At 62.1% G+C, this 25,624-nt stretch carries 27 protein-coding genes; 14 read left to right on the forward strand and 13 right to left on the reverse strand.

Translation table 11 applies throughout. The features are described from left to right. Positions 1-2: 2 nt before the first annotated feature. On the reverse strand, positions 3-1,304 hold the full coding sequence (gene hemL / locus SynA1544_RS03585; RefSeq protein ID WP_186514858.1) for a glutamate-1-semialdehyde 2,1-aminomutase: 1,302 nt from the start codon (positions 1,302-1,304) through the stop codon (positions 3-5). A gap of 136 nt (positions 1,305-1,440) precedes the next feature. On the opposite strand from hemL, the gene SynA1544_RS03590 reads away from it, so the two are divergent. Continuing rightward, positions 1,441-2,892 carry an FAD-linked oxidase C-terminal domain-containing protein gene (locus SynA1544_RS03590; protein ID WP_186514859.1) on the forward strand — a complete coding sequence of 484 codons (1,452 nt, stop codon included), beginning with the start codon at positions 1,441-1,443 and terminating at the stop codon, positions 2,890-2,892. A 6-nt stretch (positions 2,893-2,898) separates the two neighbouring features. On the opposite strand, the gene xth is transcribed toward SynA1544_RS03590, so the two are convergent. Further along, the gene (xth, locus tag SynA1544_RS03595; protein WP_186514860.1) at positions 2,899-3,729 is read right to left on the reverse strand and encodes an exodeoxyribonuclease III; all 831 of its coding nucleotides are present in this window, start codon (positions 3,727-3,729) and stop codon (positions 2,899-2,901) included. Between the two features lie 55 nt (positions 3,730-3,784). Here xth and SynA1544_RS03600 point away from each other — a divergent pair, with 55 nt between their 5' ends. Beyond that, a complete protein-coding gene (locus SynA1544_RS03600) occupies positions 3,785-4,069 on the forward strand; it encodes a hypothetical protein (protein ID WP_255477703.1) in 285 nt (94 codons plus the stop codon). Here SynA1544_RS03600 and SynA1544_RS03605 read toward each other — a convergent pair. Continuing rightward, complete coding sequence (locus SynA1544_RS03605; RefSeq protein WP_255477704.1) at positions 4,035-4,847, reverse strand: hypothetical protein; 813 nt, start codon at positions 4,845-4,847, stop codon at positions 4,035-4,037. The genes SynA1544_RS03600 and SynA1544_RS03605 overlap by 35 nt on opposite strands. Positions 4,848-4,940: 93 nt before the next feature. Between SynA1544_RS03605 and SynA1544_RS03610 the strand changes: the two genes are divergently transcribed. From SynA1544_RS03610 to SynA1544_RS03630, 5 genes are read left to right on the forward strand one after another with little or no spacing between them, the layout of a single operon-like run. Further along, on the forward strand, positions 4,941-5,561 hold the full coding sequence (locus tag SynA1544_RS03610; protein WP_115081712.1) for a hypothetical protein: 621 nt from the start codon (positions 4,941-4,943) through the stop codon (positions 5,559-5,561). Further along, positions 5,561-6,208 carry a hypothetical protein gene (locus SynA1544_RS03615; RefSeq protein WP_115132139.1) on the forward strand — a complete coding sequence of 216 codons (648 nt, stop codon included), beginning with the start codon at positions 5,561-5,563 and terminating at the stop codon, positions 6,206-6,208. The genes SynA1544_RS03610 and SynA1544_RS03615 overlap by 1 nt, the downstream gene beginning before the upstream one ends. After that, positions 6,205-7,413, forward strand: coding sequence for a nickel pincer cofactor biosynthesis protein LarC (gene larC / locus SynA1544_RS03620; protein ID WP_186514861.1), 1,209 nt, complete (start codon positions 6,205-6,207; stop codon positions 7,411-7,413). The genes SynA1544_RS03615 and larC overlap by 4 nt, the downstream gene beginning before the upstream one ends. Further along, the gene (locus SynA1544_RS03625) at positions 7,413-8,327 is read left to right on the forward strand and encodes a lysylphosphatidylglycerol synthase domain-containing protein (RefSeq protein ID WP_186514862.1); all 915 of its coding nucleotides are present in this window, start codon (positions 7,413-7,415) and stop codon (positions 8,325-8,327) included. The genes larC and SynA1544_RS03625 overlap by 1 nt, the downstream gene beginning before the upstream one ends. A gap of 34 nt (positions 8,328-8,361) precedes the next feature. Further along, positions 8,362-9,333 carry a metallophosphoesterase gene (locus SynA1544_RS03630; protein ID WP_186514863.1) on the forward strand — a complete coding sequence of 324 codons (972 nt, stop codon included), beginning with the start codon at positions 8,362-8,364 and terminating at the stop codon, positions 9,331-9,333. On the opposite strand, the gene SynA1544_RS03635 is transcribed toward SynA1544_RS03630, so the two are convergent. Next, entirely contained in the window at positions 9,310-11,004 is a 1,695-nt protein-coding gene (locus SynA1544_RS03635; RefSeq protein WP_255477705.1) for an iron ABC transporter permease, read from the reverse strand. The genes SynA1544_RS03630 and SynA1544_RS03635 overlap by 24 nt on opposite strands. A 64-nt stretch (positions 11,005-11,068) precedes the next feature. Here SynA1544_RS03635 and SynA1544_RS03640 point away from each other — a divergent pair, with 64 nt between their 5' ends. Next, positions 11,069-12,139, forward strand: a complete 1,071-nt coding sequence (locus SynA1544_RS03640) for an ABC transporter ATP-binding protein (protein WP_186515434.1) — start codon at positions 11,069-11,071, stop codon at positions 12,137-12,139. Between the two features lie 45 nt (positions 12,140-12,184). Here the strand turns inward: SynA1544_RS03640 and SynA1544_RS03645 are convergent, their stop codons facing one another. The 4 genes from SynA1544_RS03645 to SynA1544_RS03660 are packed head-to-tail and all read right to left on the reverse strand — an operon-like array spanning position 12,185 to position 14,470. Then, entirely contained in the window at positions 12,185-12,367 is a 183-nt protein-coding gene (locus tag SynA1544_RS03645; RefSeq protein WP_186514864.1) for a hypothetical protein, read from the reverse strand. A 17-nt stretch (positions 12,368-12,384) separates the two neighbouring features. After that, positions 12,385-13,500 carry a GTP-binding protein gene (locus tag SynA1544_RS03650; RefSeq protein ID WP_186514865.1) on the reverse strand — a complete coding sequence of 372 codons (1,116 nt, stop codon included), beginning with the start codon at positions 13,498-13,500 and terminating at the stop codon, positions 12,385-12,387. Between the two features lie 19 nt (positions 13,501-13,519). Beyond that, positions 13,520-13,810 carry a 4a-hydroxytetrahydrobiopterin dehydratase gene (locus tag SynA1544_RS03655; protein WP_115161708.1) on the reverse strand — a complete coding sequence of 97 codons (291 nt, stop codon included), beginning with the start codon at positions 13,808-13,810 and terminating at the stop codon, positions 13,520-13,522. A gap of 42 nt (positions 13,811-13,852) precedes the next feature. After that, positions 13,853-14,470, reverse strand: coding sequence for a secondary thiamine-phosphate synthase enzyme YjbQ (locus SynA1544_RS03660; RefSeq protein WP_186515435.1), 618 nt, complete (start codon positions 14,468-14,470; stop codon positions 13,853-13,855). A gap of 52 nt (positions 14,471-14,522) precedes the next feature. On the opposite strand from SynA1544_RS03660, the gene SynA1544_RS03665 reads away from it, so the two are divergent. Then, positions 14,523-14,930, forward strand: a complete 408-nt coding sequence (locus SynA1544_RS03665; protein WP_186514866.1) for a thiol-disulfide oxidoreductase DCC family protein — start codon at positions 14,523-14,525, stop codon at positions 14,928-14,930. A gap of 7 nt (positions 14,931-14,937) precedes the next feature. Here the strand turns inward: SynA1544_RS03665 and SynA1544_RS14635 are convergent, their stop codons facing one another. Further along, a complete protein-coding gene (locus SynA1544_RS14635) occupies positions 14,938-15,066 on the reverse strand; it encodes a hypothetical protein (protein ID WP_255477706.1) in 129 nt (42 codons plus the stop codon). A 62-nt stretch (positions 15,067-15,128) separates the two neighbouring features. Here SynA1544_RS14635 and SynA1544_RS03670 point away from each other — a divergent pair, with 62 nt between their 5' ends. Together SynA1544_RS03670 and SynA1544_RS03675 are read left to right on the forward strand one after the other, a co-directional pair. After that, positions 15,129-16,637, forward strand: coding sequence for a carboxypeptidase M32 (locus SynA1544_RS03670; RefSeq protein ID WP_186514867.1), 1,509 nt, complete (start codon positions 15,129-15,131; stop codon positions 16,635-16,637). 62 nt (positions 16,638-16,699) lie between these two features. Continuing rightward, positions 16,700-17,287, forward strand: coding sequence for an inorganic diphosphatase (locus SynA1544_RS03675; RefSeq protein WP_114987983.1), 588 nt, complete (start codon positions 16,700-16,702; stop codon positions 17,285-17,287). Positions 17,288-17,345: 58 nt separating this feature from the next. Here SynA1544_RS03675 and SynA1544_RS03680 read toward each other — a convergent pair whose 3' ends face one another. Continuing rightward, complete coding sequence (locus SynA1544_RS03680) at positions 17,346-18,221, reverse strand: phytanoyl-CoA dioxygenase family protein (RefSeq protein ID WP_255477707.1); 876 nt, start codon at positions 18,219-18,221, stop codon at positions 17,346-17,348. 153 nt (positions 18,222-18,374) lie between these two features. Between SynA1544_RS03680 and SynA1544_RS03685 the strand changes: the two genes are divergently transcribed. Beyond that, a complete protein-coding gene (locus tag SynA1544_RS03685; RefSeq protein WP_255477708.1) occupies positions 18,375-18,878 on the forward strand; it encodes a L,D-transpeptidase in 504 nt (167 codons plus the stop codon). On the opposite strand, the gene hemC is transcribed toward SynA1544_RS03685, so the two are convergent. Further along, positions 18,879-19,832 carry a hydroxymethylbilane synthase gene (hemC, locus tag SynA1544_RS03690; protein ID WP_186514869.1) on the reverse strand — a complete coding sequence of 318 codons (954 nt, stop codon included), beginning with the start codon at positions 19,830-19,832 and terminating at the stop codon, positions 18,879-18,881. Between the two features lie 137 nt (positions 19,833-19,969). On the opposite strand from hemC, the gene SynA1544_RS03695 reads away from it, so the two are divergent. Next, a complete protein-coding gene (locus SynA1544_RS03695) occupies positions 19,970-20,461 on the forward strand; it encodes a hypothetical protein (protein ID WP_186514870.1) in 492 nt (163 codons plus the stop codon). A gap of 172 nt (positions 20,462-20,633) precedes the next feature. Here the strand turns inward: SynA1544_RS03695 and rpoD are convergent, their stop codons facing one another. Continuing rightward, positions 20,634-22,010, reverse strand: a complete 1,377-nt coding sequence (gene rpoD, locus SynA1544_RS03700) for an RNA polymerase sigma factor RpoD (RefSeq protein ID WP_186514871.1) — start codon at positions 22,008-22,010, stop codon at positions 20,634-20,636. Between the two features lie 305 nt (positions 22,011-22,315). Between rpoD and priA the strand changes: the two genes are divergently transcribed. Beyond that, entirely contained in the window at positions 22,316-24,565 is a 2,250-nt protein-coding gene (gene priA / locus SynA1544_RS03705) for a primosomal protein N' (RefSeq protein WP_186514872.1), read from the forward strand. Here priA and SynA1544_RS03710 read toward each other — a convergent pair whose 3' ends face one another. Continuing rightward, complete coding sequence (locus SynA1544_RS03710; RefSeq protein WP_186514873.1) at positions 24,566-25,624, reverse strand: DUF3153 domain-containing protein; 1,059 nt, start codon at positions 25,622-25,624, stop codon at positions 24,566-24,568.

Here is a 25,624-nt window from a genome sequence, read left to right on the forward strand (position 1 = left end):
AATCAGGCCACAGCCGCGAAGCTTTCGCGGAAGGCGTTAATCGTCGCTTCGATGTCGGCGTCGGAGTGCGCCAGGGACGTAAAGCCGGCTTCGAAGGCTGACGGTGCGAGGTAGATGCCACGCTCGAGCATGGCGCGATGCAGTTTGCCGAAACGTTCCGAATCCGTGGTCTTGGCTTCTTCGAAGTTGCGCACGGGGCCTTCGCAGAGGAAAAAGCCGAACATGGCGCTGACGCTGGCCGCTGTGATCGGCATGCCAGCGGATTGGGCGGCGTCCTTGATGCCCGCCACCAGCTTCTGGGTTGTGGCCGTCAACTTCTCGTAGGTGCCGGGCTGCTTGAGCAGTTCCAGGGTCTTGATGCCGGCGGTCATCGCCAGGGGGTTTCCACTGAGGGTTCCGGCCTGATACATGGGTCCAGCCGGGGCCACCATTCCCATGATGTCGGCGCGGCCGCCGTAGGCGCCCACTGGAAGGCCGCCACCGATCACCTTGCCCATGGTCGTGAGATCCGGGGTGACGCCGAAATGTGCCTGGGCACCGCCGTAACTGATCCGGAAGCCGGTCATCACCTCGTCAAACACCAGCAGAGCGCCGTGCTCTTTGGTGAGTTCCCGCAAACCTTCAAGGAAGCCGGGTTCCGGTTGAATGAAGCCGGCGTTGCCGACGATCGGCTCGAGGATCACGCCTGCGATGGCATCGGGGTTCTCGGCGAACAGGGCCTTAACGGCTTCGAGGTCGTTGTAAGGCGCCGTGAGGGTGTTGGCCGTGGTGCTGCGCGGGACACCGGGAGAGTCGGGCAGGCCGAGTGTGGCCACACCGGAACCGGCTTTCACCAGGAACATGTCCGCGTGGCCGTGATAGCAGCCCTCGAACTTGATCACCTTGTCGCGGCCGGTGTAGGCACGGATCAGGCGCAACACAGCCATGCAGGCCTCGGTGCCGCTGTTGACGAAGCGCACCATCTCAACGCTGGGGACAGCGTCGATCACCATTTCGGCCAGGGTGTTTTCCAGGGCACAAGGTGCTCCGAAGCTGGTGCCCTTCTCGATCGCTTCCTGCAGTGCTGCGATCACCTCGGGGTGGGCGTGGCCGCAGATGGCCGGTCCCCAGCTGCCGATGTAGTCGATGTACTTATTGCTATCCACGTCCCAGGCATAGGGACCCTTCACCCGATCGAACACGATCGGCTGACCGCCAACCGACTTGAACGCCCGCACAGGGGAGCTGACACCTCCGGGCATCAGGGCCTGTGCTGCGCCGAAGATGGCCTGGGAGTGGCTGGTGTTCAACGCGGGAGCTGTCACTGGAACCGACGCCAAAGGGCTGATGCAAACCGTGCAACATCCTGACTCAGGAACGACCGGTTCCGTTTGCTGTGTTTCTTAATTGCCCACTTCTCACGCATTTTGATGCGTAGTCTTTGATCAGATCGAGATCGATGTGGCCCACGACTGGTCAGTGCTGGAGAGGGATCTGCGCCGATGTCTGCCCCCTCGGGCCATCGTGGCGAAGCGTCAGGAACTGCTTAGTTACGACTGTGACGGACTGACGCTTGAGCGCCACTGTCCGCCCCTGGCGGTGCTGCCGGAGACCACCGAGCAGGTCGCTGCGGTGTTGCAGTGCTGCCATCAACACGGTGTGCCGTTTGTGGCCCGTGGAAGCGGCACCGGCCTCTCGGGGGGAGCGTTGGTGGATCAGCAGGCGCTTCTGGTGGTGACCAGTCGCATGCGTCGGGTGCTCGACCTTGATCTGGCCAATCAGCGCGTCACGGTGCAGCCCGGGGTCATCAACAGCTGGGTGACGCGCGCCGTTGCAGGAGACGGGTTCTATTACGCCCCGGATCCCTCCAGCCAGGTGGTTTGCAGCATCGGCGGCAATGTGGCGGAAAATTCTGGCGGGGTGCACTGCCTCAAATACGGCGTGACCAGCAATCACGTTCTGGGGCTTGAGGTGGTCCTGCCCGACGGAACCATCACGCAGTTGGGCAACGGGCTGGCCGAATCCTCCGAACTGGACCTACGTGGTGCGTTCATCGGCAGCGAAGGAACGCTGGGCATCGCGACGGCCATCACCCTTCGCCTGCTTCGGGCTCCGGAGTGCGTGAACGTGCTGTTGGCGGATTTCGCCACGATGGAAGCGGCAGGGGAAGCGGTGCGATCGGTCACCGCGAGCGGCCTTCTGCCGGCGGGGATGGAAATCATGGACAACGTCACCATCAACGCCGTCAATGATTTCTTCGGCTACGACGAGTACCCCCGTGATGCAGCGGCCGTTCTGCTGATTGAGCTTGATGGGCAGGAGGCTGAGGTTCAGGCCTCTTCTGAGCGGGCCGAGGTGCTTTGTCGCGCGGCAGGAGCCCGTGGGCTGCGGCGGGCCCAAGACTCCACGGAATGCGCGGTGCTCTGGAAAGGCCGCAAATCTGCGTTTTCAGCGGTGGGAAAAATCACGCCGACCTATTACGTGCAAGACGGTGTCGTTCCCCGCAGCAGCCTTCCGTCGGTGCTTGCGGCGATTGAACGGCTCAGCCAGGAGCACGGCCTGCCGGTGGCCAATGTTTTCCATGCCGGCGATGGCAACCTTCATCCACTGATCCTGTATTCACTGGACCAGCCCAATGTGGAGCGGAGCGTGAAGGAGCTCGGTGCCGCCATCCTGCGGGTGTGTCTTGATGCCGGTGGCAGCATCAGTGGAGAGCACGGCGTCGGCGCCGACAAGCGCTGCTACCTCGACTGGATGTTCAGCCCCGACGACCTTGAAACGATGGGGCTGTTGCGGTCTGCCTTTGATCCAGACAACCGTGCCAATCCCGGCAAGGTGCTCCCCACGCCGCGCACCTGCGGTGAATCGGCCAAACGGATGGTGACGCTCCCCGCCGGCGTCGAGGTCTACTGAACAGGATCAGAAGAACGGTTCATCCCCGTCGTCGTCGGTTGGAGGCCAGTCCAGGTCGACGCTGACAGGGGCGTGGTCGCTGGGTTGTTGGTTGCCGCGAATGCCTTTGTGGATGACGCAGCTGCGGGCGAGTCCCAGCAGCTCGTCGCATAAATAGATGTGGTCGATGCGCCAACCGCGGTCTCGATCCCAGGCACCGCTCCGGTAATCCCACCAGCTCCAGTGACCGGAGTCCGGTTCGAACACGCGGAACACGTCCTGAAGCCGTTCACCGAGGGCGTCACGAAGGGCCTGGCGTTCGGCATCGCTCGCCATGATTCCGCCGGTCTGGCGGTCGGGGTCAGGAAGATCGCGTGCTTCGAGGCCGATGTTGAAGTCGCCGACCATGCAGAGCGGCTCGCCGCGTTGCTCCTGAGCATCGAGATAACGCTTCAGGCAGCCGAGCCAGGCCAGTTTGTAGGGGTATTTCTCCGACTTCAGGCTCGATCCATTCGGGACATAAAGGTTGAGCACGCGAACGCCATTCAGCAGTGCGCTGATCACGCGCTTCTGTGCGCCGAGCTCGTTCGCTTCCGCATCATCCGGGAGCTCCCCAATAAAGCCGCAGCGCACATCCTCCAAGGGCTCGCGGCTGATCAGGGCGACGCCGTTGTAGGCCTTCTGCCCATGGATGTGCACGTGCCAACCCGCAGATTTGAAGGCTTCCAGCGGGAACAGGGGGTCATCCACCTTGGTTTCCTGGAGACAGAGCAGATCCGGTTGCTCGCTCTCCAGCCAGCTGAGCACCTGATCCAATCGCGTGCGGACCGAGTTGACGTTCCAGGTGGCGATCTGCACGGCTGATCCAGTGGCGTCAAAGACCCTTAGCATCAGCCAACTCCGGATTCCGCTGATGTCTCGCCGTCTTGCGGCTGTCGCTCAGGCTCTGCTGTCTTCCCTTGTGGTGACGATGGTTCCGATGGGCGCAGGGGCCCAGGTTGAAGCTCCCTTTCAGAACCGCGAGGAACGCGAGATCTACGGCGACACCAACGGCAGCGGCTCAATTCTGGATGCCGCCAACCCCATGGATTTGTTGAACCAGATCCGACGGGCGACGGCCATGGACGACGCCACGCCTCCCTCCGATGCTATTGATGCGGCCCTCAAGGCCTATCAGAACCCTCCAGCGACGCCGTAGCGCTGGAGGGTTCTGATCCGGTGCTGCGGGCTGCGCTCAATCCCAGCTGTGCTGCCACAACATCGATCAAGGGATGGAGCCTCCCATTGGCATCCCGCCGTTCTCGGGCCTGCTTGAGCAGGGTTTGAACCGCCTCTGAATTGCCTTGCTCTTGTCGCAATAGGGCCAAGGCCAGCAGGGGCCTTGCATCTGTCTTGTTCTCCGTGGCCAGCTGGCCGTACAACCTCATCGCGGTCTGATCGGAACCGCTTTGTCGCAGCAGATCAGCCAAAAGCAAACCGATCTCCAAACGCTGGCCAGGCTCCAGGCCCCTGAACCGGGCCGTGAGCTCTGATGTCACCTGATGCTGACGTCCCTGCTCTTGGTCCAGGAGCACCAGCAGCTGCAGAACCTGCAGATCATTCGGATGCAGCCGCAGCAGATGTTGGAGGCTGCGCCGGGCGGCCTCGGGCTGGCCATTGCGACGTTGCAGATCGGCTTTGAACAGGGTGAGTTCGCGCGGCGTCGAGCGGCCAGACAGCCACGGTTGCAGCACCACTTCGGCCTCTTGCAGGCGCTCCAGTGTCACCAAGCGTTCCAACAGCAGGCCCCGTTCTGCTTCGCTGAGTTCGTCATGATCTTGAAGCTGTTGCATCAGCAGCTCAACCTGCAGATCTTCAGCCGAGCGAGTGCTGCGCGCTCGCGTTTCCGGGGCCATGGATGCCGCGGCGATCCAACCGACCAGTGCAGCCCCCACCATGGACGCCAGCAGCAACAGAATCCGGCGCGGGCTGGGCATCCGATCTCGAATCAGCCACTTCAGTCTGAGGAGATTGCAGTGGGCTGGCTACAGTCTTTACAAGGGCTTTTGACTCCGCCCGGTTCAGCATCAATGCGCGCCCATCCGATTCCCCCGGTCACAGAGCCGTTGCAGTACCGGGCCATCGGTCTTGTGCGCGGCACTTACGCCCCAACCGACCCCGAGCAACTCACCCGGGGCACTTTGACCGATGCCCAGGGGGTCCCCCTGGAAACAGTCGTGCTCGGTCGTGTGCTCACCCTGATGCGGCGGCATCTGCCCCTGGATCAACCCCACCTCTGGGTCGTGTATCCCAGAAGCCGTGAAAGTGATCATCTGCATCTGCAGATTGCTGGGGTCTGGGAACCCAGCACCCTGGCTCCAGACCAAGCCGATGCCTCCGACACCCTGCCGGAAGGGGACGACTTCTTTTCCGTTCGAGGCGAGCTGATCTTCACCAAGCCTGAAACCGGCGAAATGGTGGTGAAGGTGCGGCAGCAGGCCCGTGCCGACGGCCACCGTCCGCTTCCCTTCAAGCTCCAGATCAAGGGAGAGCTTCCCCTCGAAAACCTGCGTCACTTCGTCAGCCTTGACCTGCGCCGCCAGGGCCAGGAACTGCACCTCGAAAATCACGACGTGATTGCTCCGATGCCGACGCGTGGCGGCAAATCCAAGGGAGGTCGTGGCCGTGCCACCTCCCGCGCTCGCAGCTGATGGCCGAGGGGGGGCAGGGCTCCACGGGGGCACTTCGGGCTGGCATTGCCGTTGCCGGCATCACCGCCCTCGGCGCTTTTGGTCCTGCCCTGGGTCTGTCTGCTGCCTGGATCGTTGTGGCGGTTGGGGGTGCCCTGGTCACCCTCAGCGTTGATGCCGCCACCTGGGAAGGCATGGGCGGACACATCCTTGCCGAAGCTTTGCCCGGTGGGCAGGAGCGTCTGCGTCGGATTGCGGTGCATGAGGCGGGCCATGTTCTGATCGCGGAAGCGGAGCAACTTCCGGTTCAGCAGGTGCTGGTGGGAACCCTGGCCTGTGTGCGTGCAGGACTGCGCAGCAGCGGCGCCACTGAGTTCGCCGTGCCGGACAGCGTCCGCATGCCGCTTGAGGATCTACGCCGTTGGAGCCGGGTGCTTCAGGCCGGCATCGCCGCTGAGACCGTGGTTTTCGGCAAGGCCCGTGGTGGGGCCGATGACCGCGCTTTGCTGGGACGACTTTGGGGACTGTCGGGCCATGACGTGGCCACCGCTCAGCGGGAGCAGCGCCGCGCCCGGCGGGAGATTGAGCAGCAGTTGCGTCAGCAGCGGGAGGTGCTTGATCAGCAGGCCGTTGTTCTGTTGGAGGCGGCTCCGCGTCTAGGGCGATGAGCGCGCTTTGGATTGATGCACCAACAGGGTTGGCAGGGGACATGCTCCTGGCCGCACTGTTGGATCTGGGTGTGGACCAGGCCGTGGTGGAGTCGCCTCTGGCGGCCCTCGGTTTGACGGGGCGCTATCGCCTCACTCAGCAGGAGGCGCGCAGTGCTGGTCTCCGAGGCATCCGCGTTGATGTGGAGGGTCTTGAGGATCAGCCGCCCCACCGCCATTGGTCGGGGATCCGTGATCAGATCAATGCAGCTGCTTTAGCGCCATCGCTCAAGCAACGGGTGCTCGCCGTGTTCACCCGTCTGGCGGAAGCCGAAGCCACCGTGCATGGAACTCCGGTGGAGGCCGTTCACTTCCATGAGGTTGGAGCCATCGATGCCCTCGTGGATGTGGTGGGTGTCTGTGCGGCGATTGACGACCTCAATCCAGCCAGGATCGTCTGTTCTCCGTTGCCTGTGGGGAGCGGAACGGTGGCAACCGCCCATGGCCTATTGCCCGTGCCCGTGCCCGCCGTGCTTGAACTGGCACGACGTCACCGCATTCCTCTGCTTCAGGGCGGAGATCTGCCCACAGGAGAGTTGGTGACGCCCACGGGCCTCGCCCTGGTGTCGGTTCTGGCGGATCAGTTTGTCGCTCCTGAACGTTTGGTGGCTGACAAGGTTGGTGTTGGCCTCGGCCACCGCCAACTGGATCGCCCCAACCTGGTGCGCCTTGTGCTGCACACCCCAGCCGTTACTGCGGAGGAAGGTCCCCGTTGGGAGTCGTTGGTGGTGCAGGAAGCCTGGATCGATGACGCCACTCCAGAGGAGATTGCGGTGTTAATGAATCGCTTGCGTGATGCGGGAGCGATTGATGTGGCGGTGCAGCCGTTGCTGATGAAAAAGGGCCGCAGTGGTCAGTTGCTCACGGCGCTGGTGCGGGATGGGGATGCCGACCAGCTCCGCAGCCTCTGGCTCAGTGCTGGCAGCAGCATCGGCCTGCGGGAGCGGCGCCAGGGACGCTGGGTGTTGCCGAGGCGGCAGGGTGTGCTCGAAACCCCCTGGGGTCCCGTCGCCGCCAAACAGGTGCGTCGCCCCGATGGCCGTTGCACCGTCAAAGCCGAGGCGGATGCCCTTGAGGCTCTTCAGGCCAGCACTGGGTGTTCCTTTGATGAGCTGCGGGCTGCTGTTGCAGTAGCGCCGTTCGTCAGCACGGACGACTGGGACTGATGGGCAAGGTTCTCCGGCAACCCAAGCTCTGGATCACGCTGGCCAGCTTGATCTTCATCGCTGTGGCTCTGGCCCAGCAGGCGGGCCAACTTCGCCAGCTGAGCTTGGTGGCCAACGGTTGGTGGTGGCTGGTGCTGGGGCTGGGCCTCACCTGGCTCAGCATCCTGATCAATGGTTTGGCCTGGCGCGACCTTCTGATCTGGTTGAGACATCCTCCCCAGGGGGTTGCGGTGGTGCCGCTGTTTGTGCGGAGCAACCTGCTCAAGTACCTGCCGGGAGGGATCTGGCATCTGGTGGAGCGGGTCCGGGTGCTGCGTCCGGCGATTGGCGGCGGCCCTGCCCTGGCTGGGGTGATCCTTGATCCACTCCTGATCGTGGCGGCGTCCGTTCTTGTTGTGGTTGCTGGTGGATGGCAGCAGGGCCTTGCCCTGCTGGCTCCATGGCCCGCGCTGTTGATGATGTCCCGCTGGCGCGAGCCCCTTCTGCGTCGACTGGAGCGTTCCAAGGCAGCTCAATTGCAGTCGGTTGGCAGTGGGGCACTGGAAAGTGAGGGAAGCGGCCGCGGCGGTTATCCCTGGCGTCCCCTCAGCCTTCAGCTGCTGTTTGTGGTCTGCCGCTTTGCCGGGTTCTGGTGCAGCGTGCAGGCCTTCGGCATTCAAAGTCCGGCACCGTTCACCTGGCTTGCGGCCTTTGGTCTGGCCTACGCCGTTGGGCTGGTGGTGCCTGGAGCCCCCGGGGGGCTCGGGGTGTTTGAGGCCACCCTGCTGCTGCGTTTGGGTGCTGCCGTACCAGAGGCACAGTTGCTCGCGGTGGTTCTCAGCTACCGACTCCTCTCCACCCTGGCTGATGTTGTTGCCAGCGGGGTCCTGGTGGCCGATCGGATTCTGGGCCAACGTTTGAAATGCCACCGCTGACCCCCGTGCTGTTGTGTTGCTGAGTCGTCGCCGGATGCTGCAGTTGGTGCTTGGCACCGGTCTTACGGCAGCGGCCCTGCCCTTGAGCGCCGCCAGGGGAGCTGTTCAACGGGTTGGGCTGATCAGCGATCTCAACAGCAGCTATGGCTCCACCCGCTACATCCCTGCCGTGGATCAGGGGCTGGATCAGCTCATTGACCTGCAGCCGGATCTGGTGGTGTGTGCTGGCGACATGGTCGCGGGTCAGATGCGAGGCCTCACGGGTCAGCAGCTGGATGCCATGTGGCGGGGCTTTGAGACGTCGGTTCTGCAGCGGCTTCAGGCGGCGGACATTTCACTGCTGCCAGCGATCGGGAACCATGACGGTTCACCGGGGTTCCCCGCGGATCGTGCCGCTGTGGGTCGGTTCTGGACCCCGATCCGTTCACGGATGGGATTGGCGTTTGTGGATGCCTCGCAGTTCCCGTTTCGCTACTCGGTGCTGCAGGACGAGATCTTCTGGCTGGTCTGGGATGCCAGCTCAGCCCGTGTTCCTGAGGATCAGCTGATCTGGGCACAACAGCAGTTGGCCAGCACCGAAGCACAAAAGGCTCGTGCTCGGTTTGTGGTGGGTCATCTCCCCCTGGCTGGGGTTGGTCTGGGCAAGGATCGCCCCGGTGAGGTGTTGGAACGGGGAGGTGCACTTCAGGCCTTGATGGATGCCGCCGGCGTGCAGGCCTACATCAGTGGTCATCACCACACCTGGTTCTCTAGCCGTCGTGGACAGCTCGATCTGATCCAGCTCGGCGCCTTGGGCAGCGGCCCCCGGCGCCTGTTGCGTGGTGAAGCGCCAGCACAGCAGAGCTTCACCTTGTTGGAGATCGATGGGGGCAGGGGCACCCTGCGGGAGACCACCTACGCCGTGTCCACGGGACGGCCGATCTCCTGGTCCACACTCCCGCTCCGTCTCAACACCCGTGCTGGCTTGCTCCAGCGCAACGCATCAGAGCGTTTGCTGCGGAGGTGACGAGCCCTCTCGACTGGAGGCGTGATCCAGGGTTGGCACCAAGGCCATGGCGGCGACCAGCCCCAGAACGAGGATCATCAGGGCCGGCAACATCGCTTCGGCCAGCCGTTCATCGCCGGCGTACTGGAACACGCGCACCGAGAGCGTGTCGAAGTCAAAAGGCCGCAGGGCGAAGGTGAGAGGAAGCTCTTTCACCGTGTCGACAAACACCAGCAGCAGTCCGACGGTGATCGGTCCGCGCAAGAGGGGGAGATGCACGCGTTGGAGCACGCGCTGCCACGGTGATCCCATCCCCGTCGCCGCCTCATCGAGGCTCGGGCTGATCCGTTCCAGGGCTGCGTCCAGGCCTCCTTTCGCCACCGCCAGAAATCGATCGCTGTAGCCCCACAGCAGCAGGAGCAAGGGGGCGACCTGCCAGGGGGCGCCCGTGAGCAACAGGGCCAGAGCCAGGACGGTGCCGGGGATGGCGTAGCCCGTTCCGGCCAGGAAGGTGAGGCTTTTCAGCCATGGGGCGCTGGACCAGCGTTTGGCGATGGCCAGCACCAGTGCTGCCGTTACCGCCAAAACAGCAGCGACCAGAGCCAGCAAAAGACTGCGGCCGCTCAGGCTGATCAGATCGTCGTTCCAGCTGGTTTGGAGCTGATCCAAGTTGCTGGCGGCCCACAGCAGTGGGGTGCCCAGGCTCACGATCGGAGGGATCACGGCGAGCAGTTGCGCCACCCCAGCGCGGAATCCATGCAGGTGCCAAGCGGTTGCATCCCCGCCGGCCACGCCATCGCTCCAGCGCCGACTGCGCCTGCGCAGGCTGCGTTCACACACCACCAACGTCAACACGATCACCAGCGTGATCAAGGCCAAACTGATGGCGCCTGCGGGATCGCCGTTGGACTGCCAGGTTTCCAGGATGCCCGCGGAGAGACTTGGGATGCCGAGCAGCTGCACGGCACCCAGCTCATTGACCACTTCCATGCCCATGAGAGCGACGCCGGCTCCGATCGCGGGCAGTGCAATGGGCAAGGCCACACGCCGGAAGGCTGACCAGGGACCAACCCCCAGGCTCCGGCATGCCTCCAGCTGACGCTGACCGCTGACGGAGAAACTTTCCGTGCTCAGCAGGAACACATAGGGGTAGGTCGTCAGGGCCATCACAGCAATGCCCCACCCCATGCCGTGAATGGTCCAGCTGTGGCGACTGCCCAGATCAACGAGGATCGCCGAGAGGAGATAGGCCGGCGTTGCCAGGGGAATCAGCTGGGCGATGCGCAGCCACTGCCGACCAGTAAAACGGCAGTTGCACAGCAGCCAACCGTTTGCAGTGCCAAGCAAGGTGCCCAGCGTTGCTGTTCCGAGCAGCAGCTGGATGGTGCCAACGATCTGGCGCATGCCATCGGGGCCAAGATCACTGAAGCCGCTGTGCAAAGACGTCAGGGCCTCCCTCACCAGCGTCAACACCGGCCAGATCGCAACCAGGCCAGTGATGGAGGCGATCAGGATCAGGGCCAGCCGGGTTGGGCTTGGAACAACACTCCGGTTGGGCAGCAACTTCACTTCAGCGATGGGCCGGACACCGTTGTCGCGACGTGGTGTTGCGACATTGCCATGGAACGAGTCTGGCGATGAACGATGGGGATCTGATCGAGGACGTGCAAACCGCACACCGGCTTCGATCATTTGTCACACTCATAAGCTCGGTCGGTTCCCAAGCTTCATCTGATCTGTGGAACAGCTGCTCCCGATGGAGCCAACGGTTGCTTTAAACGGGGTCTGGCACAGCTACGGCGACGCCTCTGACGGCTGGACCCTGAAGGGGGTGGATCTTCAGGTGGCGCCAGGGGAGCTGCTGGGCCTGCTGGGCCCCTCCGGCTGTGGCAAGACCACCCTGCTCCGCTTGATTGCCGGCTTCGAACGCCCCCGGCGCGGCACAGTGCAGCTGGATCAGCGCATGGTGGCTGGAGATGGGATCTGGATGGAACCGGAACGTCGGGGCGTTGGCATGGTGTTCCAGGATTACGCCCTGTTCCCTCACCTGAACGCTTGGCAGAACGCCAGTTTCGGTTTGCCCCGGCGGAATCCCAACCGTGAGCGCGTGGCCTGGTTGTTTGCGTTGCTGGGGCTGAAGGGGCTCGAGCAGCGCTACCCGCACCAGCTCTCCGGTGGCCAGCGGCAGCGGCTGGCTTTGGCACGCGCTCTGGCCCCAGCGCCCAGGGTGGTTCTGCTTGATGAGCCTTTTTCAAGCCTGGATGTGGAGGTGAGGCTCCGCCTGCGCAGTGAGCTCTCCTCCGTACTGGATGCCTGCGGTGCGAGCGGCGTGATCGTCACCCATGACCCCGGAGAAGCTTTGGCGATTTGCGATCGCGTTGCCGTCATGCGGGACGGCGTGCTGCATCAATGTGCATCGCCCCCCGAGATCGTGAGGTCACCGGCGACGCCTTTTGTTGGATCCTTTGTGCTTCAGCGCAATTTGATTCCAGTGCAGGCCCATGGCCAAGGCCAGTTGTCTTGTCTTCTGGGAGATCTGGATGCATCGGCCCCATGGGTCCAGGCGGACCGCGAAGCCTCCGGTGACTGTTGTGTGCTCGTGGATCCGCACGACATCACTGTCGTCGCCGATGCCGAAGGAGAGGCCAGCGTGCTTGGCCGTGAATTTCTGGGGGATGCATGGGAGTACCGAATCCGTGTCGCGGATGTGCTGGTGCGGGCCCACTGTCCGATCGAACAGGAGCATCCTCCCCACACCCGTTGTCGCCTCAGCTTCAGGGATGGGGCCAGAGTCACGCTGCTTCCGCTTGGCCAGGCGTTGGCATAAAAAATCCCCCGCCGCAGCGGAGGATTGGGGAAATGATTGATGGTTTCAGCGTTGGTGATGACGCACCGGGATGGGCACAAGCACCGGCTGGCGTAAGCCGCCACCGCCGTTGTCATCATCGGAATCAGCCAGAAGCCACAGCAGCAGGCTGGCGAGAACAAAAACCGTTCCAAGCAGCAGTGGTTCGACCATTGAGGTTTCTCCCATGGCATGCACAATAAGCACCATTCCTGGGTTCTGCTGAATCAGCTGAAACCTTTTCCTGCATCCGGTGCCACACAGGCCTTGAGTTGCTTCCGCAGTTTGTTGTGGTCGATGTTGCGGCCGATCAGCACCAATTGATTCCTGCGATCACCGGTCCAGTCGGTGTCGTCGATGGAAAAGCGTTTGCCTGCCAGATGGAACACATGACGGCGTTCGCTTTCGTTGAACCAGAGGATTCCTTTGGCCCTGAATACCTCCTGGGGCATCTGGTTGTCGAGGAAGTTCTGGAACTTGCGCAATGCGAAGGGCCCATCACTCTGGAACGACATGGAGGTGAAGCCCTCGATGTCCTGATGGTCACCGTGCTCATGGCTGTGGTGATGATGTCCGTGGTCATGACCGTCCCCATGGCTGTTGCCGTGACCGTGATCGTTTCCATGGCTGTGATCGTGTTCATGGTCATGGCTGCAGTGGCCATGGTCGTGGTCGCAGTCGCTGTGATCCAGGCTCGGATCGTCGGCGAGAGAAATTACCTTGTCGGATTCGAACAGTCCAACGCTGAGCAACAGGGCCAGGGGCACGTCTCCTTTCACCGACCGCAGGATCCGCGCATCGTTCTTGACGGCTCTGAGTTGCTGTTCGACGGCCTCAAGCCGCTCCTCGGAGACGAGGTCGCACTTGTTCAGCAACAGAATGTCGCCGTAAATCACCTGGGCCCGGCCAACTTCCGTGTCCAGAACGACGTCATCGAAGTTTTCTGCATCGATCAACGTGATGATCGAATCCAGGCGGGTTTGGTCCCGCAGCTCACTGCCGAGGAAGGTCATGGCCACCGGCAGGGGATCGGCCAGACCGGTGGTTTCGACGACGATGTAATCGAGCGGTTCCGGGCGTTCAATCACCCGTTCCACCGCCTCCATCAGCTCGCCGTTGATCGAGCAGCAGATGCAACCGTTGCTCAGCTCCACCATGTCTTCATCGGTGGTGACGACCAGATCGTTGTCGATCCCGATTTCACCAAACTCATTCACCAGCACCGCGGTCTTCACCCCCTGCTGATTGCTCAGGATGTGATTCAGCAGCGTGGTTTTTCCCGCTCCGAGGAAGCCGCTGAGAATGGTGACCGGGACGCCGGGACTGGCTGGTGCGGTGGTCATGCGCAAGGACCCACTCGACTCATGCTGGCAGCAGAGCGTCAATGGCGCTGGCCAGCTCCACATCCAGGCTGCTGAGGCCGCCGAGATCGTGGGTGGTCAGGTCGATTGAAACGCGGTTGTAGACGTTGCTCCAGTTCGGATGGTGATTTTTGGATTCGGCCAGCAAGGCCACCTGTGCCATGAATCCAAAGGCCTCCACGAAGCTGTTGAACTGCAGATCGCGGTGCAGCCTGTCTCCGTTCACAACCCAATTGGGCAGGGTTGTGCTGAGTGCCGACTTCTGGGCGGCATCGAGAGGTTCAACTGGCATGGAAGCCCTGAATTACCCCTCCATCGTGGCTGGAGCCGGTTGTCAGTCGCTCAGGTCATGCAATAGATCAATCATCAGATCGGTGTCGGTATCGACGCCGTCGTCGGTTTCCCAGGCGTTGGGGTTGTGGCGGGCCTGAATGGCTTGATTGATCCGTTCGCCATTGCGCAGGCTCAGCAGGGTTTGCGGCGTGGCTGAAGTGGTCTGCGTGGTGCTTTCCGGTGTGGGGCGGCTGGAGGATTCACCGAATAGGTGGCAGGCGATCGTTCTGGTGTGAGCAGCGCTGCGGTGCTCCCAGAGGTAAACGGCTTGCCAGGTGCCCAGCAGCAGTTGCCCCCTGCTGACGCTCAGGTTCAGGGTTTGGCTGGTGAGCGCAGTTCGGATGTGGGCCGGCATGTCATCAGCTCCTTCGTCGTCATGGAGATAACGGCGGTGTTCTGGAACGGCATCGGCCATCCATGCATCCAGGTCCTGCAGCACCCGTGGATCGGCGTTCTCGTTGATGGTGAGGCTGGCGCTGGTGTGGAGGCAGGTGAGATGCAGAACGCCCTGGTCCAGACCCGTGCTGCGGATCCAGGTGTTCAACCGCCCGTCCAGTCGGGTGAATCCTCTTCCCGGGGTTGCCACTGTCATCTGATGCAGGATCTGCTGCACGCCCACCGCTCTCCAGCGTTCTTTCCTTACTTTGCGTTCTGCAGCACCGTCTGAGTCCATGGCCAGCCCATCTGCCCCCGATCTGACCTTGCTGTTTGACGGAGGTTGTCCGTTGTGTGTGCGCGAAGTTCGGTTTCTGCAGCGGCGTGACCGTCAGGCCCGGCTGGCTTTTGTCGACATTGATGCCTCTGATTACGACGCAGCGGCCCATGCCGGCATCAGTTACCGGGTGGCCATGGGCCGCATTCACGCCATCACAGGCTCCGGGGAGGTCCTGCAGGATGTGGCCGTCTTCCGTGAGGCGTATCGCCTGATTGGTCTGGGGTGGCTTTACGCACCGACCCGCTGGCCTTTGATCGGCAGCGTGGTCGATTGGGTCTATGGGATTTGGGCCGCCCGGCGGCTTCAGATCACCGGGCGCGCCGACCTTGAGACCCTGTGCCAAGGCCGCTGTGAGCTGAACTGACCGGTTCTTACCGAACGGTCTGCGGTTGTCGGTAGATCAGCTTGAGCGGCCAGAGAGCCATGGGCAGGGCGATCCCCAGGGCCAGCTGCAGCATCAATCGGCGCATGGGTCCAGAACGTCTGAACCGCTTCACCATGGCCTGCATCGCTGCTTCGATGCCACTCCAGGTGTCGTTAGGGTGATGGAAAAGGGGGCGAGATGGCTTCTGCCGCAACGGCTTGGGGGCAGCTGGGCGCCCATCTGAGAGAGACGCAGCTGCTCGGCTCGATTCAGAGCACCCTGTATTGGGACCAGAACACCCGCATGCCTTCTGCCGGGGCGTCCTGGCGAGGTGAGCAGCTCACGCTGCTGGCGACCCAGCTTCATGCTCGTCAGAGCTCTGCGGCCTATGCGGAACTGCTGGCCGCAGCGCGTCAGCATTGGAATTCCGCTGAGCGATGCCCTGAGCAGGGCCGCAATCTGGATCTGCTGGAACAGGACCTGCAGCGGCAGCAGTCCCTCGATCCAGCCCTCGTCGCCGCCTTGGCCAAGGCCAAGGCCGAGGGTTACAACCGGTGGCAGCAGGCTCGATCGGTCTCTGATTTCAGCCTCTTCGCACCGGCGCTTCAGACCCTGATTGATTTGCGTCAGGAGCAGGCCAAACAGCTGGATGAGCCGCGCTCCTGTTGGGAGACCCTGGCGCAACCCTTCGAACCGGATCTGCGTCTGGAGCGTCTCGAGGCCTTGTTTGCTCCGTTACGACAACGGTTGCCGCAATTGGTTGCTCAGGCATCCACCCGGCCACGCCCACGATCAGCGGACTGGGATCTCGAGGAGTCCAGCCAGCAAGATCTCTGTGATGAGCTGCTCGGTGCCTGGGGCCGTAATCCCGCCATCACCTGCATGGCACGTTCGCCTCACCCCTTCTCGATCACGTTGGGACCGGCCGATTACCGCATTACCACGCGTGTGGTGCCTGGCCAGCCCTTGTCGTGCTTCCTGGCTACGGCCCATGAATGGGGCCATTCCCTCTACGAACAGGGGTTGCCGGACCAGAGCCACCAATGGTTCGCCTGGCCATTAGGCCAGGCCACCTCGATGGCGGTGCATGAAAGTCAGTCGCTGTTCTGGGAGAACCGTGTTGCCCGGAGCCGTCCGTTCGCAGAGCAGTGGTGGAAGCGTTTTGCGCAGGTGGGGGCTCCCTTCAGCGGAACCCAGGACATGTGGCAGGCGATGAATCCCATGGCGCCTGGTTTGAACCGGGTGGAGGCTGATGAACTCAGCTATGGCTTGCACATCCTGATCCGCACGGATCTCGAGATTGCTCTGCTGGAGCAGGGTTTGGCGGTGAACGATCTCCCAGACGAATGGAACCGGCGCTATCAGGAACTCCTGGGGGTGCGGCCGATGAACGATGCCGAGGGATGCCTTCAAGATGTGCACTGGAGTGAAGGCCTGTTTGGCTATTTCCCCTCGTATCTGTTAGGGCACTTGATCAGTGCACAGTTGAGCGAAGCGATGGCGGAGGCCATCGGGTCTCCGGAGGAGCATGTGGAGCGCGGCGATGTCACGCCCTTGCTGGCTTGGCTGCGTGAGCACGTTCACCCGCTCGGACGCAGTGTGAATGCCGATCAACTGGTGGAAAGGGTCACCGGTCGGCCCCTGAGCACCGATGCCTTCCTCGACTATTTGGAGAACAAGCTTGATCGGCTGCAACCGGCCCCCTAGCCGCGTGCAACTCGACGGGCAGAGGCGGCCCGTAGGATGCGCCGCGCCGTCCATCGCCGTTTATGGCCAACCTCGATCAGGCACCCAGCCGCAGCATGCCCAACCTGCTGCACGTGCTGCCGGCCTTCGCTGATGAAGCCGAACTTCGTCTCAACACGATCGTGGAGCTCAACTCCAACACGATCAACAAGTACGAGCTGATCACCGAAACCGGTCATCTCAAGCTGGACCGCGTTGGTTACTCCTCGCTGGCTTACCCCTTCGCTTACGGATGCATTCCCCGCACCTGGGATGAAGATGGCGATCCCCTCGACATCGAAATCGTTGGTGTCACCGAGCCACTGATTCCCGGTTCGATTGTGGAAGCCCGCATCATCGGCGTGATGACCTTCGACGACGGTGGTGAAGTCGACGACAAGGTGATCGCTGTGCTTGCCGACGACAAGCGCATGGATCACATCAAGAGCTGGGAAGATCTCGGTGAGCACTGGAAGAAAGAGACCACTTACTACTGGGAGCACTACAAAGATCTGAAGAAGCCTGGCACCTGCTCGGTGAACGGTTTCTTCGGTACTGAAAAGGCCGTTGAGATCATCAAGAGCTGCGAGGCTCGATACATGGCTGAGATCGACCCCAAGTTGGTCGACTGAACACGTCGGCGATCGACTGCTGATCAGGCGGGGGAGATCCCCCGCCTTTTTTCATGGCTCAGCGTTGGAACATGTTCACCAGGACAGCGCGGCGCGCCTGGGGGTGTTGGGGGTGGCCGCAGTGAGCACCGCGCTGCGAGGAGAGAACCATGTCGCCTGCCTTGGCAAACAGAGCAATGGCCTCAGCACTTTGCAGCTGACTGAATTCAAACGGCCCAAGCCCGTTTTGTTTGTTGAAGCGGGCGTTGCGCCACCAGAGCCGCCGTCGACGTTGGGACCTGGGCACGAAGCAATAGGGCCCATCGGCCAGTGATTGCACATCACTGAGGTACAGGAAAGATTTGAACTTCAGTGAGCGTCCATCGCAGTGGTAGCTACGCGTGTCTTGCACGCCTCGGTTGAGATAGAGGTTGCGGCATTTCACCCGCATTCGATTGAAGCTGCTCAACAAGAGCAACCGCTGAATCACCGATTCCTGCAGGCATGCCTGGATGTTGCTGTTGAGACTGCCCGAGAGGCGCTCGGGATGGAAGATGTCGATCATTCCCGCATCGCTACCGCTGCGTCCATCGGGGCGCTTAACCCGGTAGTTGATGACCGACCGATCGGCGTCGCGGAACTGGTTGTAGCCCTTCAGCACACGCTGATCAGGAAGATTGAGATAGGCCAGGGATGCAAGGCGGGCGTGCTCGCCTGATTCGATTTCCTCGAGCAGTCGGCCGACATCGCTGTTGATCGACGCGATCAGCTCAGCAGGCGCTGCCTCCCGTAGACAGATGATCCCCTGCCGGCGCAGCGTCAAGGCCGCAGTCAGGAAGGTTCTGCGGTTGCTGATCAGGTCGCCGAAGCGAAAGCTGATGGATTCAACCTCCTGGCTGAGGGCCTTGCCTTCGAGCAGGGTTGGCCGCGCGGTTGCGATCGCCGTGGAGGTCAACAGGGAGAGGAGAAATTTGGAGAAGGGTACCGCTGGATCGCTCGTCTCGTTCTTGAGACCGAAGAGATCCTGAAGAGTTCAGCCTCAAAGCCATTGCTGCTGTTTTTTCTCGCAGCAATGAATACGTTGAGACTAGTGGGTCTTGCGCGTCTCATGAAGTGGTCATTGATGCCGGCGCTGTCGGCTGGCCTGTTGGCGGGGTCTGTTGCTCCATGCCTTGCTGCTGAGCCTGTTGAGCTGGCCTTGCGGCAACCCGCTCATGCGTCGCGCATCGTGCTTGACCTCAGCAAGCGACAGATCACCCTCATGAGGGGCGAGCATCAGCTTGGGGCCTGGCCTGTGGCGATCGGAGATCCCAAAACCCCCACCCCAAAAGGGGAATTCGCCATCCTCAACAAGAAGGTCAATCCGATCTATGTGACCCACAAGTCGGGTCAGCGGCGGGAGCTGCGCGGACCGAGCAGCCCGATTGGTGATCGCTACATGGCTTTTCACCGCAATGGCCGCGGCGAGTTTGGGATCCATGGAACGGCTTGGCCGCACTGGGTTCAGATTCGTGCGGCCGTCAGCCTGGGCTGCGTGCGCATGCTCAACAGCCACATCCGGCAGCTGTTTGATGCTGTGGATGTGGGAACGCGTCTGGAAATTCGCAGTTGATCAGGCTTCCGGGCGGACGGTGTCGAAGATCTCTTTGAGGATCTCGCCAGCACCCTGACCTTTGAGGGTGTTGGCGAGAGAGATGCCGATGGCTTCGGCGTCGCTTGCTGCGCCACTGGCCTGGTCCCGGATCAGGCGTTTGCCGTCAAGGCTGGCCACCATCCCGGTGAGGACCAGTTGATCACCTTCGAAGCGGGTGTTCACGCCGATGGGTACCTGGCAGCCACCTTCCAGTTCCCGCAGGAAAGCGCGTTCGGCCAGGCAGCGCTGGGAGGTGGGGGTGTGCTCCAGAACTTTGATCGCCTCAAGCACTTCGTGCTTGCCTTCCACGCATTCAATCCCCAGGGCGCCCTGACCAACGGCGTGCAGAGAGATGTCACCGGGGATCAGCTGGTGGATCCGATCTCCGAAGCCAAGCCGGCCAAGGCCTGCCGCAGCCAGGATCAGGCAGTCGTAATCGCCGCTGTCCAATTTCTCCAGCCGGGTGATCACGTTCCCCCGAACGTCCTTGAAGATCAGGTGGGGGTAGTGGTGACGCAGCTGAGCCAGACGGCGCAGGGAGCTCGTTCCGACCACCGATCCTTCGGGAAGGGTGTCGAGTTTGTAGGGCTTGTTTTTGGCATTCACCACCAGCGCATCGGCCGGGTCTTCCCGCTCGGTGATGCAACCGAGCATCAGCCCCTCAGGAAGATTGGTGGGCAGGTCTTTCAGGGAGTGGACGGCGATGTCCGCCCGATCCACCAGCATCTGGGCTTCCAGTTCCTTGGTGAACAGGCCTTTGTCGCCGATCTTGGCCAAGGCAACGTCCAGGATCTTGTCGCCCTGGGTGGCCATGGCTTCCACAGTGATTTTCAGGCCGGGATGGGCCTTTTCCAGTTCAGCTTTGACCCAGTTGGTCTGCACCATGGCCAGCTGGCTGCGTCGTGAGGCGATGCGCAGTTCGGTGAGGGCCATGGAAAGGGCGAATCAGCCGCCCAGCCTACGCTTTTGGGTTTGAATTCCCTGGTGGGATTCCAGGAGGTTGTGAAGCTTCGAAAGGGAAGATGTCTTTATGAAGAACGCTTAACATTCATAGGCAACGCAGGACAACCATGCCCGGACCCGTCGTCAATGGCGTTCGTCAGGCGGGAGCGATTGGCTCGGCAGCCCCGGAGCCTCAAGAGCAGGTGATCATGCTCCCCTTGGTGGCCGAAGGGAACATTCGTCTGATCCTGTTGTGCAGTGGCGATGTCTTGATGGCGCGGCTTCGCCACACGACAGATCGCGATGGAGACCATGCTTACCAACTGCTGCGGCCTCGTCTGGTGCGTTCCGTCGTGGAATCGGGGCAGGGTGGCCTGGTGAACAGTTGGCAGCTTCAGCCTTATCTGGTGGGGCTGACGTCGCAGCACAATCTGGTGCTGTTCAAGGGAGCAGTGGCTTCCGTTCTTGAGCCAGATGCCCGCTTGCTGCAGGCTTATGCGCTGGAAACACGCCAGGAGTGCCCCCTTGAAGAAACGCCGGTGGAGCGCCTGAAACGTGCTTTTCAGGAATTTACGGAGACTTTTGAGGCTGCACAGGACAGTCGTCACACTGATCTTTGATTTTGACCAAAGGAAAACCCCAGTCTCAGACCGGGGTTTGATCTCTTCCGTGTGAGGAGGGCGTCTCAATTCCCTCACGCTCGTTATAGGAGCCCAGCGGGGGATTGAGCTAGGGCGAATGTACTTATGTATTACTCCCGAGACTGTTGTGAGCAGCCTCGGGTCTAGATCCCTACTTGATGTATTCCTTGAGCACCCCATTGCGGTTGGGGTGGCGCAATTTGCGCAGGGCCTTGGCTTCGATCTGACGGATCCGTTCACGGGTCACGTCAAAAATCTGGCCAATTTCCTCGAGAGTCTTCATCCGCCCGTCGTCCAAGCCATAGCGCAGGCGCAGCACATCGCGTTCGCGGGGGCTGAGGGTGGCCAACACACCTTCCAGGTCTTCACGAAGCAGGTTCTTGGCAACGTCCTGCTCGGGATTTTCGATGTCGGCTTCGATGAAATCGCCCAGGCGGGAATCCTCTTCCTTGCCAATGGGGGTCTCCAGGGAGATCGGCAGCTGTGCGCTCTTGGCGATGAAGCGCAGTTTTTCGATGGTCATTTCCATCGATTCCGCGATTTCCTCTTCCGTTGGCTTGCGGCCGAATTCCTGGGAGAGAACCTTGGTGGTCTTCTTGATCCTGGAGATCGTTTCGTAGAGGTGCACCGGCAGGCGGATGGTGCGGCTTTGGTCGGCGATGGCGCGTGTGATGGCCTGGCGAATCCACCAGGTGGCGTAGGTGGAGAACTTGTAGCCCTTTTCGTGGTCGAACTTCTCGGCTGCACGAATCAGGCCAAGGCTTCCTTCCTGAATCAGGTCTTGGAAGCTCAGGCCCCGATTCATGTACTTCTTGGCAATCGAGACCACCAGGCGCAAGTTGGATTGCACCATCTTTTCCTTGGCCCGTCGGCCCAGCATCAAGCGCCGGCGGAAGCGGATGAGCGGCATTTCCACCAGGGCAGCCCACTCTTTGTTGTCGGGTTCCCGGCCGTTGTCGCTTTCAAATTGAGCGGCCAGTTCCTCCAGATAGAGAAGATCGGCAATTTTGCGGGCCAGTTCGATCTCTTCGTCGGGACGCAGCAGGCGGATCCGACCAATTTCCTGGAGATAAACCCGGATGGAGTCTTCGGTGTAAATGCCTTTGGGGCCGATCTTGATGCTGGCCAGGGCTTTTGCCTTGGCTTCCTTCTCAGCAGCTGCTGTTTTGGCTTTCTCCTCGGCGGTTGGCTTCGCTGCTGCTGCTTTGGCTGTTGATGCCTTGGTGGCGGTCTTCTTGGCGGTGGCTGCCTTCTTGGTTGTGGTGGCCTTTTTCGTTGTGGTTTTGGCCTTGGTGGTTTTCGCTGCAGCCTTTTTGGTGGTTCCCGAGGCCTTGGCTTGATCTGCAGCGGCGAGCAGTTCGTCGGCTGCGGCGCTCAGGTCCTTGGCGCTTGCCTTGCTGGTTCGTCGGCGTGCAGGAGTTTTCTTGGCCTCTTTGTCGGAACTCTTGGCGACTTCCTTCACCTTGCCGTCAGCATTGGCCAGAAGAACGATGTCCGGCTTGGCAGCTTTGGTGGCAGCAGGAGTCATGGTGTTAGTCGAAGTCGGATAAAGGGGAGATGCAACAGCAGCAACAACGCACCAACGGCTATGGCCGGAACCTGGAACTTCCGTTCAAGCAAAAAAAAACGACACAGCTGACGCTGAGACGGAGTTCATGGGCTGATGGTGGTGTCCGCGAGTCGACGAAACGCTTGGACTGATTGTGTCTGTGCTGTCCGGGGTGGTCTCAGACCGGTCAAAGTGGCAAGGAACAAGGCCTTGACTTCAGACTCTGTGTCTTCCCTCTGGATCGAGCGCAGGGTTGGCAGAAACTGTCCAACATGTCCACGTTAATGAAGTCTTCCGAAGTTTGCAAGGTCCTGTCGCATTCGCGGCGATGCGTTGAGGTCTGGCTGGAGGCTGGGCGGGAAGGACGCTCCTTCAGTTACGCCGCAGATCCCAGCATGGGATTGATGCCGGGAGATCTGGTGCGGGTGCGCCTCCGGGGTCGGGCCATGCATGGACTGGTGGTGGCGGAGCGGGAGTGGGCTGAGCAGGATCCTCAGGAGCTGCAACCGGTGGAATCGCTCCTGCAGCGAGCTGCTGTCGATTCGGATTGGTACAGCTGGCTGGAGCGGGTGGCGGACCGTTGCCATCTCAGTGTCTTCCGCACCTTGAAGGCGGCTTTGCCATCGGGCTGGATTGGTCAGGCCGGCCAGCGTTCCCTGGCCGGCGGGCGTCAGATGTGGTGGATCCAGGCCCAGGTCCCCCCTGATGCAGCAAACCCACCCACCCCTCGCCAGCGGGAGCTTCTGGCTTGGTTGGAGGGCCAGGGCGATGGCGCTTGGCAACGGGACCTGGTGGCCAGTGGGTTTGGGGCGCAATTGCTGCCGCCGCTGATCCAGCAGGGCTTCCTGGTGCGTGAGCAGCGTCGTTGTGAGGACATGGGCTCATCAGCTGGTTCTGGCCCCCAGGAGCTTCCCCAGGCCTTGACCGCTGAGCAGAAGGACGTGGTGAAGGCTTATCAAAGGCTTTCTCCGGGGAGAGGACTGCTGCTCTGGGGAATCACCGGCTCCGGCAAGACCGAGGTGTACCTCCAACTGGCTGCCCAAGAGCTGGAGCGGGGTCGGCATGTGCTGCTGCTCACCCCCGAGATCGGATTGATCCCCCAACTCGTTGACCGTTGCCGCAAACGCTTCGGCTCGCGCGTCGTGGAGTACCACAGCGGTTGTGGTGATGCCGAACGGGTTCGAACCTGGCGTCGCTGTCTTGCTGCCGAACAGCCGTTGGTGGTGGTGGGAACCCGCTCCGCGGTGTTCGTGCCGTTGAAGCCGCTGGGGCTGGTCGTTCTGGATGAGGAGCACGACAGCTCTTACAAGCAAGACGCACCCATGCCCTGCTATCACGCCAGGGACCTGGCTTTGGACCGGGTTGTGATGCAACAGGCACGGCTTGTGCTGGGCAGCGCCACGCCGTCGCTCGAGAGCTGGATTCAAACAGGGCCCGAAGGTGCCTTGACCCTTGTGCGCCTGACCCAGCGGATTTCCCGGCAGTCCCTACCGCCTGTGCATGTGGTCGACATGCGCCATGAGCTGGCCGAAGGACACAAGCGTCTGGTCAGTCGCGCCTTGATGGATCGTCTTGCGGCGCTGCCGGAGCAGGGCGAACAGGCTGTGGTTTTGGTGCCGCGCCGGGGATACAGCCCCTTTTTGAGCTGCCGCAGCTGCGGCGAGGTGGTGATGTGCCCCCACTGCGATGTGGCGCTCACCGTTCACCGCAGCAAGGCCGGACGTCAGTGGCTGCGTTGCCACTGGTGTGACCATCGTGAGGACCTGGAGAACCGTTGCAGTCACTGTGGTTCCACGGCCTTCAAGCCGTTTGGGGCCGGGACGCAGAAGGTGTTGGAACTGCTTTCTCGGGAGCTCGAAGGCCTTCGTTTGCTCCGCTTTGACCGTGATTCCACCGGGGGGCGGGATGGCCATCGACGCCTGTTGGACCGTTTTGCGGCCGGAGAAGCCGACGTCTTGATCGGCACGCAGATGCTGGCCAAGGGCATGGATCTGCCGCGGGTCACCCTGGCGGCAGTGCTCGCGGCGGATGGGCTTCTGCACCGCCCCGATCTCCGCGCAGGAGAGCAGGCCCTGCAGTTGCTGTTGCAGTTGGCGGGCCGTGCCGGGAGAGGTGAGCGACCGGGGCAGGTGTTGGTGCAGACCTACACCCCAGAGCACCCGGTGATTCAACACCTGGTGGATGGTCGCTATGAAGCGTTCCTCTCCCAGGAGGTGGCGCTCCGTAAGGAAGCTGGTCTGGTGCCCTTCAGTCGCGCTTGTCTGCTGCGACTGTCTGGAGATTCCCCCAGCAAAACAGCAACGGCGGCAGCGGTGCTGGCGGAGCGGATCCGGCCGATTTGTCAGCTCCAGAACTGGTGGTTGTTGGGTCCCGCTCCGGCACCTGTGGCCCGGGTTGCTGGCCGAAGCCGATGGCAGCTGTTGCTTCACGGTCCGGCGGGCTCCCCGCTTCCGCTGCCTCCGGGACAGGCCCTCTGGGATGGCTTGCCCAAGGGTGTGGCGCTCACTGTGGATCCCGATCCGCAGCAGCTTTGATCAGGAAGGCAGTTCCGGGAAGCCAAAGCCCAGCTTCCGACGCACCACCTGCAGCACCATACTGCTGATCAGCAGCATCAGGATCACCACGCCCCCCAGGCCAAGCGGATTCCAGCGCCAGCCCTGCCAGCTGACTTCGGTGGTGGTGCCGGAAAGAGCCGTGCGCTCCACCTGCCCGTGGTTCAGGCTCAGATGAACGTCGAGCCCAGGGATCTCGGGCAGATCGCTGAGGTCCACCATCAGCTGCACGTGCTGCTGCACCCCCAGCAGCCAGTTGCGTTCTTCGAGCTTGAGCGTCGGTGGCGGGAGTGAGACTCCAGCCGCGCGACCAGCCACGGCAACCACGGCCGCTATCTGTTGCGCCAGCTCGTGCGATGAGGCAACACGGCTGCTGATCTGTTGGCGTCCTGGGCCTGTTTGTTCGATCCTCAGCCCGGGCACCTCCCGTTGCAGGTCTCGCTCGAATTGCTCCTGCCAGGGCAGCGGGCGTTGCTGGGTGCTCCTCACGTCCCAGGTGAGGGCCAGTCGATCCGGGCCGCGAAGGTCGAGATCAGCCTCGATGCGGACGCAACCACTCAGCAACAGCGTGATCCCCAGCAGAACCGCCATCACCAGCACGGCGAAACCCGCCGCAGGTGAACGCGTCGGCCCCGTGGGTGGTGGTGGCGGGGGTTCGGGACGCTGCGACCGCCGCCGCCGCATGGTGGAGGTCTGCCCGCTGCCGGAGCCATTCAGCTCCAGTTGCGGCATGCGCATCGACCAGCGTTCCGGACGATCCAGGCTTGGGGCTTCAAGAACCCCGAGCAGTTGTTTGGCCTGCTGGCGCAACTTGGGATCGCGGCAGCGACTCAGCATCCTGCAGGTGGCGATGGCTTTCGCGTCCTGCCCCTGGCCCATCCAGGCGGTGATCATCAGGAGCCGAAGGCCCGGCCCCTCCGGGCTGTTGAGCGGGTGTTGCTCCGCCAGGGGAAGAAGCAGCTCCAGGCCCTGGCCGTAGTCCCCGCGCTCCAGGGCTGCCTCCGCTTCAGAGAGGTCCAGTGCTGCGTCCTGCTCGCTCAC

Origin of the sequence: Synechococcus sp. A15-44, assembly GCF_014280115.1 — a bacterium.
Lineage (GTDB): Bacteria > Cyanobacteriota > Cyanobacteriia > PCC-6307 > Cyanobiaceae > Parasynechococcus.